The organism is Nonomuraea sp. K271, from assembly GCF_009908215.1.
Classification (GTDB): domain Bacteria; phylum Actinomycetota; class Actinomycetes; order Streptosporangiales; family Streptosporangiaceae; genus Nonomuraea; species Nonomuraea longispora.
This window is the reverse complement of the sequence record NZ_JAAAHR010000025.1, coordinates 35260-48509: the sequence shown is the minus strand read 5'-3', so window position 1 is coordinate 48509 and position 13250 is coordinate 35260. Positions and strand designations below refer to the sequence as shown.

At 71.2% G+C, this 13250-nt stretch carries 11 protein-coding genes; 6 read left to right on the top strand and 5 right to left on the bottom strand.

The features are described 5' to 3' along the window. Positions 1–161 precede the first annotated feature (161 nt). A complete protein-coding gene (locus GUY59_RS11850; RefSeq protein WP_330849157.1) occupies positions 162–1190 on the bottom strand; it encodes a TerC family protein in 1029 nt (342 codons plus the stop codon). Between the two features lie 415 nt (positions 1191–1605). Between GUY59_RS11850 and GUY59_RS11845 the strand changes: the two genes are divergently transcribed. The 3 genes from GUY59_RS11845 (at position 1606) to GUY59_RS11835 (ending at position 3319) form a co-directional block, all read left to right on the top strand. Next, entirely contained in the window at positions 1606–1884 is a 279-nt protein-coding gene (locus tag GUY59_RS11845; RefSeq protein ID WP_201760753.1) for a TetR/AcrR family transcriptional regulator, read from the top strand. After that, positions 1863–2279 (top strand): acyl-CoA-like ligand-binding transcription factor, encoded by a 417-nt coding sequence (locus tag GUY59_RS11840; RefSeq protein WP_138204574.1) that lies wholly within the window; start codon positions 1863–1865, stop codon positions 2277–2279. Before GUY59_RS11845 ends, GUY59_RS11840 begins: the two co-directional genes overlap by 22 nt. An 83-nt stretch (positions 2280–2362) precedes the next feature. Next, on the top strand, positions 2363–3319 hold the full coding sequence (locus tag GUY59_RS11835; RefSeq protein WP_236667062.1) for a cyclase family protein: 957 nt from the start codon (positions 2363–2365) through the stop codon (positions 3317–3319). Positions 3320–3390: 71 nt separating this feature from the next. Here the strand turns inward: GUY59_RS11835 and GUY59_RS49955 are convergent, their stop codons facing one another. Then, positions 3391–3525 (bottom strand): hypothetical protein, encoded by a 135-nt coding sequence (locus GUY59_RS49955; RefSeq protein WP_269128764.1) that lies wholly within the window; start codon positions 3523–3525, stop codon positions 3391–3393. Here GUY59_RS49955 and GUY59_RS11825 point away from each other — a divergent pair. The 3 genes from GUY59_RS11825 to GUY59_RS11815 all read left to right on the top strand — a co-directional run bounded on the left by GUY59_RS11825 (position 3524) and on the right by GUY59_RS11815 (position 7849). Next, complete coding sequence (locus tag GUY59_RS11825; protein ID WP_138204572.1) at positions 3524–3916, top strand: winged helix-turn-helix transcriptional regulator; 393 nt, start codon at positions 3524–3526, stop codon at positions 3914–3916. The genes GUY59_RS49955 and GUY59_RS11825 overlap by 2 nt on opposite strands. Positions 3917–4095: 179 nt before the next feature. Further along, on the top strand, positions 4096–5565 hold the full coding sequence (locus tag GUY59_RS11820) for an MFS transporter (RefSeq protein WP_138204570.1): 1470 nt from the start codon (positions 4096–4098) through the stop codon (positions 5563–5565). Positions 5566–5587: 22 nt separating this feature from the next. After that, positions 5588–7849: a S9 family peptidase gene (locus GUY59_RS11815; RefSeq protein ID WP_138204568.1), complete on the top strand. Its 2262-nt coding sequence runs from the start codon at positions 5588–5590 to the stop codon at positions 7847–7849. 4 nt (positions 7850–7853) lie between these two features. Here the strand turns inward: GUY59_RS11815 and GUY59_RS11810 are convergent, their stop codons facing one another. The 3 genes from GUY59_RS11810 to GUY59_RS11800 form a co-directional block, all read right to left on the bottom strand. Beyond that, entirely contained in the window at positions 7854–11030 is a 3177-nt protein-coding gene (locus GUY59_RS11810; RefSeq protein ID WP_161714497.1) for a BTAD domain-containing putative transcriptional regulator, read from the bottom strand. A 512-nt stretch (positions 11031–11542) separates the two neighbouring features. After that, positions 11543–12163, bottom strand: coding sequence for a TetR/AcrR family transcriptional regulator (locus tag GUY59_RS11805; protein ID WP_138202176.1), 621 nt, complete (start codon positions 12161–12163; stop codon positions 11543–11545). Between the two features lie 70 nt (positions 12164–12233). Then, on the bottom strand, positions 12234–13085 hold the full coding sequence (locus GUY59_RS11800; protein WP_138202175.1) for an alpha/beta fold hydrolase: 852 nt from the start codon (positions 13083–13085) through the stop codon (positions 12234–12236). Between the last annotated feature and the right edge of the window lie 165 nt (positions 13086–13250).

The window sequence follows — 13250 nt, the reverse complement described above, 5'->3', positions numbered from 1 at the left end:
CACGGCCACCAGGTCCTTGGTGGAGTGCGCGCCGGGTTTGTGGCGGGCTTTGATGCCGTCACGTGGCTCCGCGGACGCGGCGGTTCGGTGTGAGAAGGCGGGGTCGGGAATTCACCACGCCGGAGGCAGGCTCGCCGCCGTCCGGCGAGCCTGCTCCCTGATCAGGCGCGGTCGGCGGGCTCGGACACGGCCGGCGTGGCGGCCAGGCGGGTGTCGCGCCTGGACTTGAGCAGGCTGGCCACCGTTGTGATGGCGAGCACGGTGACGATGAAGGCCAGCGAGATCCAGTTGTTGATCTCAGGGGCCCAGGTGACGTGCTCGCCGCCGTTGATGAACGGCAGTTCGTTGCTGTGCAGGGCGTGCAGGACGAGCTTCACGCCGATGAAGCCGAGGATGACCGCCAGGCCGTAGGTGAGGTAGACGAGTTTCTCCACCAGTCCGCCGAGCAGGAAGTACAGCTGCCTCAGCCCCATCAGCGCGAACGCGTTGGCCGCGAAGACCAGGTAGGCGTCCTGGGTGATGCCGAAGATCGCGGGGATGGAGTCGACCGCGAACACCAGGTCCGCGCCGCCGATGGCGACGATGACGATGAACATCGGGGTCAGCAGGCGGCGGCCGTCCTGTTTGATGGTCAGCCGCGAGCCGTGGTAGGCGTCGGTGACCGGGAACAGCCTGCGTACCAGCCGTACGACGCCGCCGTTGGGGTCGTAATCCTCGTCGTCCTTGTTGTTGAAGGCGAACTTCCACGCGGTGTAGATGAGCACGCCGCCGAAGAGCCAGAACACCCAGCTGAACCGTTGTACGGCCTGCGCGCCCACGGCGATGAAGACCCCGCGCATGACCAGCGCCATCACGATCCCGATGAGCAGCACGCGGTGCTGGTGGATCGCGGGCACGGCGAAGCTCGCCATGATCAGCATGAAGATGAACAGGTTGTCGACGCTCAGCGTGTACTCGGTGATGTAGCCGGTGATGTACGCCGCGGCCTGGTCATCGCCGCCGAAGATCCACACTCCGGTGCCGAAAGCGACGGCACAGGCGATGTAGAAGGCGATCCAGCGCGCCGACTCGGCGATCGTGACCCTGTGGGGCCTCCTGTTGACGATGATCAGGTCGAGGAGGATGAGCGCGAGGAGGGCGGCGATGGTGGCCGCCCACAGCCAGGCGGGCACAGGCATGGGTGGGGGCATGAGAGCTCCTCCGACTTGGCGTTGACACGTCCGTCGGAGGTCTTCTCCGCCCGCGTCGCCGCGGACCGACCGCGCCGGGTCCCGAGGAAGGGTCCGTGATGACGACGTGGCCGCGAAGGAGTACTCCCCTCCACTTCGGTGCGATCATACATACGGAATGCGGTAGACGAAATTCCCTTGGGTAAATCTTCTGCGGGGGCCAGGGACCGAAGTGGGCCGCGGCACTCGTGTGGATTTGTGGGACATCGTCCTACGATCGCTCCGGCCGCGAAGCCTACCATCGGCCGCCACCCGCGAAGACGGCCGGGGTCTGCGCCAGGGTCGGGACGCGGGCCCTGCTTCACACGGGAAATTACGCCACGATGTCGGGTGCGAGCGTCGCCAGGCCAGCGGTCATCGTGCGTGCTGGCGTACGATGACCGCTGCGGCTGTGGGCCGTCCGCTTGAGGAGTGGATCGCGATCGTGGGGATGAGTGAGCTGGCCGAGAGCGCGTCGCCGAAGGGGCCGTGGGAACGCAAGCGGGCCAGGACCAGGCAGGAGATCCAGCGGCACGCGCTGCGTCTGTTCGATGAGCAGGGCTACCACGCGACCACGGTGGAGCAGGTCGCGGAGGCCGCGGATCTCTGGCCGAGCACGGTCTTCCGCTATTTCCCACCAAGCATGATCTGGTCGTGCTCGACGACGACCTCATGATGATCAGGCCGTGTATCGAGGCTTTCCGGGAGCAGCCGGCCGAACTCGGAGTGGTCGACGCGCTGCTCAACGCCGTGCGCATCGCCTTCGACGACACCGGCGCCAGCCGCCAGGAACACGTGGACATCCAGAACAGGGCCCAGCTGGTGGTGACCGTTCCGGAGGTGTGGGCAGCGAACATGGACAGCCTGACCACCAGCATGCGGGCGATGGCCGAACTCTTCGCCGAACGGGCAGGACGCGACTCCACCGACCCGGAGATCCTCAGCCTCACCCGCATGCTCTGCGGATCCATGACGATGGCATGGCTCAGCGCCGGCAGGGGCGGCGAACTCGATCTGCCCGCCGTGCTGGAGGACACCGTCGTCCACCTGCAGACCGGGTTCCGCCTGTGACCTCGCGCCGACGAGCCCGCCCATCGGCGGGACAGCCTGCCCGCGGCGCCTTGAGCCGCGTAACCGGAGGAGCCGATGCCGGGATGACGGCAGAGCGATCGATGCCCACGCAGGACGACGTGCTCGGATACTTCGACACGCTGTCGAACTGGGGACGGTGGGGCGACGACGACGAACTCGGCACGCTCAATCACATCACCGACGATGTCCGGCTGGCGGCGGCGAGGGCTGTGCGCCACGGCAGGAGTGTGTCGTGCGCGTGGGAGGTCGCCGTACCGGACGACATGGAGCGGTCGACGACCGCGTGCCCGTGCGCCGCCGACATGCCGGGTGCCGAGAACATGCCGGTATCCGCATTCCACGCCGACCGGCGCTGGGGCTTCTCGTCGGAGCGGCTCGGCATCACCTTCCACGGCAACACGCTCACCCACCTCGACTCGCCGTGCCACATCTTCTGGGACGGCACGATGTACAACGGGCGCTCTCACACGCTCGTCGACGCCGCGACGGGATCGGCCTGGGCGGCCGTCACGGCGGCGGCGAACGGAATCATCACGCGGGGTGTCCTGCTGGACATCGCGAAGGTTCGCGGGGTGCCATGGCTGGAACCGGGGCAGGGGGTGTTCCCTGACGACCTGGAGGAGGCCGAGCGTCGCCAGGGCGTACGGGTGCGGCCCGGCGACGCGGTACTCCTGCGTACCGGCTATGGCCGTTCCCGGCACGAGGCCGGTGCGGCCGGCGGTTTCACACAGGCCGGCTGGCACGCGTCCTGCCTGCCGTGGCTGCATGAACGGCAGGTCGCGCTGATCGGCGCCGACACCCCCCAGGACGTTCAGCCGTCGGGCTACGACGACGTGCTGATGCCGGTCCACGCCGTGAGCCTCGTCGCCATGGGCCTGTGGATGCTCGACAACTGCGACCTGGAGGCGTGCGCGACGACGGCTGCCGAGCTCGGCCAGTGGGACTTCCACCTCGCGGTCGCGCCGGCCCGCTTCGCCGGCACGTCCGGCAGCCCGGTCAACCCGATCGCGACCTTCTGAACGGTGAGGACACGCCGTGCCGGCCGGGAACCGGGCGGCACGGAGGCCGGCCCGGCGTCATCGCGTGCTGATCACCGGAAGGCGGCGACGTTGGCGCGGGCCCACTCGGCATAGGTACGGGGCGCCCGGCCCAGCACCCTCTCGACGTCTGGGCTGACCCTCTGCTCAGCCGGCGTGGGCGCGCCCAGGACGGCCGAGATCCGCATGGGCGACACGACAGGGCAGGCCGCGACCACGTCGGCCGACCCGGAGCAGGCCTGCCCGATCGCCCCGGTGGTCGACATCGTGTTCAGCCGGTGGACCACCCCGATCCTGTGGACCCTCAACGAGTACGGCCGGCAGCGCTTCGTCGAGCTGCAACGGCGGATCACCACGATCACATCGAAGGTGCTGACCCAGCGCCTGCGGCAGCTCGAACGCGACGGCCTGATCGTGCGGACGTACCACCCCGAGATCCCGCCCCGGGTCGAATACGAGATCAGCGACCTCGGCCGCAGCCTCGCCCCGCTGTTCGCCCACCTCACCGAATGGGCCGCCACCAACCTCGACGCGGTCGATCGGGCCCGCCGCGCCTACGACAGCGCTTCGACCCGCTGAGGCCGGCGAAAACGCGTCGGACGGCTGAACCAGGGTTCTGACGGCGTCCGCTCTGACGGCGCCTGACAGTGGCTTCTCGCGCCTTGTCAGGTCGTTATCAGCGCGGACGCGCATCGTTCAGGGCGTCACAGAACGGACCGCAGCGGCGGTCCTGCCCCGAACGATGCAGGAGAAGTCTCATGGCTCATCCACGCCGATGGTCGATCCTCGGCGTTCTCTGCCTGGCGCTGCTGGTGCTCAGCGTCGACAACATGATCCTCACGCTGGCCATACCCGCGCTCATGCGTGAGCTGGGCGCGAGCCCGGCCGACGTCCAGTGGATCCTCGACGCCTACATCCTGGTGTTCGCGGGGCTGCTGATCACCGCAGGAAGCCTGTCGGACCGCTACGGGCGTCGCCGGCTCCTGATCATGGGGCTGGGCGTGCTCGGCGGGGCGTCCCTGCTGGCGGTGTTCGCCGATCAGCCATGGCAGCTCGTCGCGTGCCGCGCGCTGATGGGAGCGGGCGCGGCCCTGGCCATGCCCAGCACCATGTCCATCCTCATCCTCGTCTTCGACGAGAGCGAGCGGCGCAAGGCGATGTCGATCTGGGGCATGGTCAGCATGGTCGGCATCGTCGCCGGTCCCACCCTCGGCGGGCTGCTGCTCCAGCATTTCTGGTGGGGGTCGGTCTTCCTGGTCAACGTGCCTCTCGCCGTGCTCGGCGGCGTCGGCGCCTACGCCGTCGTGCCGGAGTCGCGGGGGCCGGCACGGCGGGCCGACCCGCTGGGCGTGCTGCTGTCCATCACCGGGATGGCTGGCCTGGTGTGGGCGATCATCTCCCTGCCGCACGAGGGCTGGTCGGCTCCGGTCGTGATCGCCCTGGGAGCGGCAATCGTCGCGCTGGTCGTCTTCGTGCGGTGGCAGTCCCGTGCGCCGCATCCGATGCTGCCGTTGGCGATGTTCCGCGATCGCAACTTCAGCGGGGCCGCGGCATCGGTGGTGCTGCTGGTGTTCTCCACCGCGGCGGTGCAACTGGCGTTGACGCAGTTCCTCCAGCTGGTGCTCGGATATGACGCGATGACGGCCGCGCTGGCGTTCGTGCCGCTGGCCGTGGCCGTGGCCGCTTTCAACCTGGTGGGCGCCACGCTGGCCAAGCGCGTCAGCAACAGGACGCTGATCGTGGCGGGAATGCTGGTGATCGCCGTCTCGCAGGGCGTCTTCGCGCTGATCGGCCCTGGTGACGGATATCCGCTCCTGGCCGCGGGGCTGGTGCTCATGGGCATCGGCACCGGGCTGGCGACACCCGGTGTCTTCGCCACGCTCATGGGCGCCATCCCGCCGCAGCACGCCGGGGTGGGCTCAGCGGTCAGCGACACCATCCAGCAGGCAGGCATGGCGCTGGGCGTGGCCGCTCTGGGCAGCCTGCTGTCGGCCGGCTACCTCGCGGCTCTGCCCGCGGGCGTGCCGCACGTGGCCAGGACGTCGCTGGCGGAGGCGCTCGGCACAGCGGCCCGGACGGGGTCGGCAGGTCTGGCGCAGGTGGCGCGGGAGGCCTTCCTGTCGTCCATGTCGCTGGTGAGCACCGCCGCCGCCCTGCTGTCGGTGGCCGGAGCCGTGCTGGCCCTTGCCGTCCTGCGCCGTCGTACTCCCGCACACGTACGTGACTGAAAAAAGAAGGAGATCCTTGAAGATGAGACACCTTGAGGTGACGGCCTACCAGAGGGCCGAGCAGCTGCTGCCCCACCACCGCTCCGCACTGGTCCCTGGAGGGCGGGTCAGGCCGGTGTGGGCCGACGGCGGTGCCCGTTTCTGGTATCGCTCGGGCACACGGTTCGTCCTCGTCGACCCGGCAGCGGGCGTCCGCGCGCCGGCCTTCGACCATGAGCGGCTCGCCGCCGCGCTCGCGACGGCATCCGGGCAGGACGTGGACGCGGCGGCGCTGCCGTTCGCGGCCATCCAGGTGAGCGGCCGGGCTGTGGAGTTCGCCGCGTTCGGCCGGCATTGGCGCTGCGCTCTCGACACGTACGTGCTGGAAGGTTGTGAGCCGCGCCCGACCGCCTCCTTCGTCGAGGCCGCCTCGCCCGACCAGCGGCACGCGGTCTTCCGCCGCGACCACAACCTGTGGGTCCGCCGGCCGGCCGACGGCACGGAATGGGCGCTGACCTCGGACGGGCGTCCGGACCACGAGTACGGGACCGCGCCCGACTGGTGGCAGAACTCCGTCCTGGTCCGCAAGCTCGGATTCCCGACCATGCCGCCGGCCGCGACCTGGTCACCGGACGGGACGCGCGTGCTGACCCATCGCACTGATCAGCGCGGAGTACGCCGTAACCACCGGATCGAGGCCCTGCCCGCGGACGGCGGCCCGCCCCGTCTGCACACGCAGCGCTATGCCCACCCGGGTGATGAGCGGGTGCCGCTGGCCGAGCTGGTCGTGCTCGACATCGCCACCGGCGCCGTGGCGCGTGCCTCGGCCGAACCCCTGCCCATGTCCGTGGTCTCGCCGGTGATGACGCGGTGGGCGTGGTGGGCGGCCGACGGCAGCACGGTGTACTACCTGAGTCAGCCGCGCGACGGACGCAGCCTGTCGTTGCACCGTCTCGACCCGGTCACCGGTCACGTGACGACGCTGCTGACCGAGACCGGCGACACCAGCGTGGCGCCCAACCAGTGGGCGGAAGGGCAGGCGCCGATGGTCGAGGTGATCGGCGGCGGGACCGAGGTGCTGTGGTACTCCCAGCGTGACGGCTGGGGACACCTGTACCTGTACGAGGCCGGCACCGGCGCGCTGCTCGGGCAGGTGACCTCCGGCGAGTGGGCGGTCCGGGAGATCCTGCACGTCGACGAGACGGACCGGGTGGTGTACTTCACGGCCGCGGGCCTCGTCCCGGACGACCCGTACCGTCGTACGGTGTGCCGGACCGGACTGGACGGGCGCGGCTTCGCCCGGCTCACCGGCGACGATCTCGACCACGACGTGACGGTCGCGCCGAACGGGGCGTACTTCGTCGACTCGGCCTCGACCACCGCCACCCCGCCCGTGACCACGGTGCGTGGCTGGGACGGGCGCGTGCTCGTCGAGCTGGAACGCGCGGATGTCACGCGCCTGCTCGCGACCGGGTGGACGCCGCCGGAGCGCTTCCGGGTCAAGGCCGCCGACGGTGTCACCGACCTTTACGGTGTGCTGTACCGGCCGCACCACTTCGACCCCGCCGGGCGCTACCCGGTCATCGACACGCCGTATCCCGGCCCTCAGACCAACCGCGTCCACCCCACCTTCGACCCCGGCCTGCTCGGCCACGAGGCCGAAGCCATGGCCGCGCTCGGCTTCGTCGTGGTCGCCGTCGACGGGCGGGGCTCACCGGGACGAGACAGGGCCTTCGCCGACGCCTCCCACGGCAACCTGGGCGACGCCGGCGACCAGGCCGCCGCGCTGCGTCAACTGGCGCGGACAAGACCCTGGATGGACATCGAGCGGGTGGGTGTCGTCGGCATCTCCGCCGGCGGGCACCAGGCCGTGCGCGCCATGCTCGACCATCCCGACCTGTACAAGGCCGGAATCTCCAGTTGCGGGACGCACGAGCTGCGGCACCTGCACGCCGGGCACGCCGAGCTGTACCACGGCATGCCCGGCGAGGCCGACTACGACCGGGTGTCCAACGTGGCGAGGGCCGACCGGCTGGCGGGCAAGCTCCTGCTGATCCACGGCGGCATGGACCCCAACGTCCTGCCCGACCACACGATGCGCCTGGCCGAGCGGCTCATCACCCTGGACAAGGACGTCGAGATGCTGATCGTCCCCGGCGGGGAGCACCTCTTTCTCGGCTACGAGCACCACGTGTACCGGCGCAGGTGGGACTTCCTGGTGCGGCATTTGATGGACGCCGAACCGCCGGAGCACCGCCTCACTCCGCTCGTCTTCGACGCCGACCTGCTCGCGGCCTGGTTCTGACGCCTCACCCCGCCAGCAGGCCGAGAGCCTGGTCCCTGGACAGCCCCGCGCCCCGGCGGTACGCCTGCTCGTACGCCGGGGCGCCGAGCCGTTCGACCAGGGCGGCCGCCAGCTCGCCCACCTCCGGATCACCCCGGTCGAACACCCCCCGGATCGCCTGGCTCATCCCGAGGGCGTGCGCCGCGCCGGCCGGATCGCCCTCACCGAGCAGCAACCGGGCCAGCAACTGCGCCGCCGCGGCGGCGTCGCGCGCGGCGACCGAGGCTCTGACCGCGCTCGGGAACATGCGCCGCGCCTCGGCGGCCGCTCCCGCGGCCAGAAGATTGGCCACCCGCGCCGGCGCGACCAGCACCTCGATCGTCTCTTCGGGGACCGACAGCTCTCCGGCCAGCGCCTCCAGCCGATCGAGCGCCTGCTCCGACGATTCCCAGGCGCCGCCACGCCGGTGCAGCTCGGCGACGCAGCGCTCCAGCTCGAGTTCGGAATGCCGCTGCACCCGGCCGCCGATCGCGCGGCGGGCCGCCGCGACGTCCCGCCAGGCGCCGTCCGGGTCACCGGCCCGCATCCGCGCGGTGGCCAGCCAGGTCCGATACCCGGCCTCTTCCTGCGAACCCAGCTCCGCGACCAGGGCGACACCACGTTCTGCGGCGATCAGCGCGGGCTCGTGCTCACCTTGCACCGCGTGGGCGTGGGCGGAGACGATCAGAGTCATCGCCAGCCCATGACGCTCGCCCACCTCCTCATAGCGCCGCAGGGCCTGCGCCAGCGCCGCGGCGCCGCCCGGCCAGTCGCCACGGTCGATGCGCACGTACGCCTCCACCCAGCACGCGCACGCCCGCGCCCACGGATCCCGGTGATCGCGCGCCCGGCGCAACTCACGCTCGGCCAGATCGTCAAGACCCAGGAAGAACGCCGCCGGCACCACCACCGGCACCAGGATCGGATATCGGTCCATCGCCCCCGAGCGGACACAGTCCTCGATCAGCGCGCGGGCCGGCTCACGATCGGGCAGCGACCCGCTGTTGCCGGCCAGCGCGCGCACCGCGGCGAAGGCCGCCCGCGCGGCGGCGGGCAGGGCGTCGCCGAAGCCGAGCACCGCTTCCACCAGCGACTCGGACCTGGCGTCGAACCGCGCCATGGTCCAGTACCAGCTCAGCGCGGGCAGGATCCGCGATGCCGAGTCCGCGTCCCCGGATGCGACGGCCATCCGCAGCGCGAGCACCAGATTGCCGTACTCGGCATCGAAGACCGCCACCGAGCGCACCTGCTCGCGCGAGCGCAGCAACGGCTCGTGCTCCTCGGCCAGCCGCCGGAAGTACCGCACGAAACGGGCCTCGACCGCCTCCCGCTCACCGGCTAGGAGTAACTCCTGCGCCGCGTACGCTCGCATCGTCTCCAGCATGCGATATCTGCGGCGGCCCTCACCGCTCGCCTCCACGATGGACTTCTCGACCAGCGCGTCCAGCACGTACGCGCCGCCGTCGCCGCCGCTGTCCCCGCCGTTCCCGTCCCCGCCGTCTGGGCCGTCCGCGTTCGGACACACCGCCCGCACCGCGTCCCGCCCGGCCCCGCCCGGGAACACCGACAGGCGCCGCGCCAGCGCCCGCTCGTCCTCCGTCAGGAGCTCCCAGCTCCACTCGACCACCGCGCGCAGCGTGCGCTGGTGAGCGGGCCCCGTCCTGTTGCCCGAGGCGAGCAACCGGAAGCGGTCATCCAGCCGCCGCGCGATCTCCTCCACGCTCATGGTACGCAGCCGGGCGGCGGCCAGCTCCAGCGCCAGCGGCAGCCCGTCCAGCCGCCCGCAGATCTCCACCACGGGACCGGCAGTGACCTCATCCAGCACGAAACCGGGCCGCACACCGGCCGCCCTGTCCAGGAACAGCCGCACCGATGCCGCCCCGGCGGCCTCCTCCGTCGTGGCGGGGACCTCCAACGGCCCGAGCTGACACAGCGCCTCACCGACGATCGCCAGCGACTCCCTGCTGGTGGCGAGAATCGTCACGTAGGGCAGCCGGTCGAGCAACCGGGCGGCCAGTTCCGCGACGTCCGCCACCAGCCGCTCGCAATTGTCGAGCACCAGCACCGCCTCCCCACCCGCGAGCAGACCGGCCACCGCGTCAAGGGGTTCCTGCGGGTCGGTGCGCAGCGGCTGCACCGAGCGCGGACCCGAGGCGCTCAGCGCGCCGAGCACGGCGTCCAGCAACCCGGCGGACGTCTCCACCCCGGCCAGGGGGACGAACCACACCCGTCCGCTGCGGCAGGTGCGGTGCCGGGTCAACGCGTGCACGGCCAGCCGGGTCTTGCCGACTCCGCCCGGGCCGACGACGGTGACCAGCCGGGAGGTCTCCATCAGCTCCAGGACCAGCCTGAGCTCCTCCTGCCTGCCGACGAAGCCGGTCAGCCACCGAGGCAACCGGGATCCGGCGTGGACGGGCGGACCGTCGAGCTCGCCCCGGAGCACCGCCAGCTGCGTCTCCCGCAGTTCCCGGGAGGGATCGACGCCGAGTTGCCCGGCCAGCTCGACGCGCGTCTCCTCGTACACGGTCAGCGCGTCGGACTGCCGCCCTGCCGCGTAGAGGGCCCGCATGCGCACAACGGTGAGCCGTTCCCGCAAGGGATGCCGCCTGCCGGCCGCCTCCAGGTCGGCCAGCACCTCATCGTGCCTTCCCAGCCGCACCTCCGCGTCGAACCGGTCCTCGGCCGCCGCCACCCGCAGCTCCTCAAGCCGGGCGGCGGCGTCGTCGGCGAAGGGCACATCGCTCAGATCGGCCAGCGCGGCGCCGCCTCGCCACAGCCCGAGGGCCTCGCCGAGCGTGACGGAGGCCGCCTGCGGCCTGTCGGCGGCCAGCTCCCTTCCTCCGCGCGCCGCCAGCTCCTCGAACCTGTGCGCGTCCACGTCCTGCGCGCCGGCCACGAGCCGGTAGCCGCCCGGCCGCGACTGCACGCCGCCGGTCCCGCGCAGGGCCTTGCGCAGCCGGGACACCAACGCCTGCAGCGCGTTGGCGGCGTCCGCCGGCGGGCCGTCGCCCCATATCGCGCCGATCAGCGTCTCGGCGGGCACCACGTGTCCCGGCTGCAGTGCGAGCCGGGCCAGCACCATGCGCACGCGAGGGCCTCCGACCTCAACGGGTGTTCCGTCATCGGTGAAGACCCGGATCCGCCCCAGCAACTCGATCCGCACCACTCCACCTTCTCAGAGGAAGAACGCCTCCCGGCCGCCTGGGGCGGTATGACGGCGCGTCCACCGGCCCAGGGCACCTCTCACACGCGCAGGACGGTGACCTGGCGGCCGGACGGTGTGGTCGCCTGCTCGAAGTCTCCTCGTTCGTTCCAGGGTGGGGCTGCGGGGCGGCGGTCGAAGATGACCAGGACGCCGGTGGTGAGGGTGAGGCGGTCGAGGTAGCGGTCGAGCGCGCTCAGCGCCGCACCGAACCGACTGCCCGGCGTGACCTGCGGCCAGGCACCCGGTGGCAGCAGCTTCTTCGGCCAGCCCGACAGGTCGGCGGCCTCGCGGAGGGAATCCAGCAGCAGCGACTCGGCGGCGCCGTAGTCGTCGCCGGCCGCCTTGGCGCGCTCACAGGAGAACGCGAGGGCGGCGGTGTCGCCATCGGCGGTCAGGTCGGAGCCAGCATGGTGAGCTGAGGGCTTGAGGATGTCAGGCGGATGGCTGCTGTCTTTGAGATACCTGCTCGCCTACCCCGAACCCTGACGCGGCAGGGCCAGGAGGACGAGCGCGTCGGCCAGGAGGAGGGTCTGCCGCTCGCAGCTCGCCTCGTCCGACGTCTCCGCCAACTCGAAGACCAGGCCGTCCATCCGGTGGATGAGGAACCGGGCCAGCTCGGGCACCGGCACCGCCGTGCGCAGGCCGTCCCGCTCCGCCGCGGCGGTCAGGGCGGAGTCGATGAGGTCACCGCCGAGCGGGGCGTTGACCTCGGCCCAGACGTCCCGGCCGGGGACGACCGCCTCCTTGTTGCGGATGGCCCACATGAGCAGCTCCATCAGCGCGAGATGCAGCCCGTGGTGGCCGCGGATCCACCGCCAGTACGTCGCCACGACCTCGCGTACGGTCGCCTCGAACCCGGCCCCCTGGTCGAGCTCCTCGAAGGCGGCCAGCATCGTGGCGCGGCCGCGGCCGAGGATGAGCAGGTTGAGCTCGTCCTTGTTGCGGAAGCAGTAGTGCAGGGTGCCGAGCGGCACTCCCGCCTCCTCCGCGATGCGGCGGGTGGTCGCGCGGGACAGGCCCTCGGTGGCGATCACGCGGACGGCGGCGTCGACGATGACGCGCCGCCGTTCGTCGGCGGACAGGTACGTCATCGCGGCGCCCCGCTGAACGCGGCCGGGAAGGTGGTTACGGCGCCTGGCTCGACCGCGGCCGCGCAGTTCCTCATGGCGCCTCGATGAAGGCGCGCAGGAGCGCGAAGAACCGTTCGCCCTCCGTGTCGGCGATGAAGTGGCCCGACTCCTCGAAGATCTCCAGCCGTGCCCCCGCGGGCAGGCCGGTCATGATCTCCCGCGCCGAGGCGAGCGGTGTGATCGGGTCGCGCGCCCCCGCCGCCACCAGCACCGGACAGCGGACGTCGCGGAGCTCGCCTCGCAGGTCGAAACGCTCCCGCGACATGAACCTCATCGTCAGCTCCGGGTTGGGGGTCATCCGCGTCATCGCCTGGATGTCCTCGGGGGAGGGGAAAGCCGGATCCGGGCTGTAGGAGGGCGCGCACAGCCGCCCGAACTCCCCGAACGTCTCCGGTGTGCCCTCCGTGAGGAATGCCTTGGCCGCCAGCGCCGCCGCCTCGCCCGCCTCCGCGCGGAAGCCTTCGACGACCTGGTCGACGTCCATGCGGGCCATCGTGCTCTGCAGGATCAGCTTCGCGGGGTGATCGGGGTGCCTGGCGGCGTAGTGCATGGCGACGATGCCGCCGAACGACCAGCCGAGCACGATCGGCTTGGTGATGCCGAGAGCGTCGCACAGGGCGGGGATGTCGTCGGCCCACTGGTCGAGGTGCCAGGTGGAAGGGTCGGAGTCCTGGCTGCGGCCGTTGCCACGCTGGTCGACGTAGACCAACTGAACGAGGTCGGCCAGCCGCGCGTACGCCGGTTTGAAGATCGAGTGGTCGTGGCCCGGGCCGCCGTGCAGCAGGAGGAGCGTGGGCTTGTCGCGCATCGTGTCACCGTCGGGCACGAGGGCGGGGCCTTCGACGTCCACGAACAACGACGTGCCGTTCACCGTGACGCGCATAGGGGCTTCCTCTCCGCAAATGTTGGTCTCGTGACCAAGTCATGTGACCAACATAGCGGGTCCGGGAGGGATATGTGGTCATGAAGGTGGAAGGGCTGCGGGCCATGGCCGGCGTCACCACGCCCGAGGTGCCCGCGGTCGGTGCATGCGACCGTCGGCGGACGG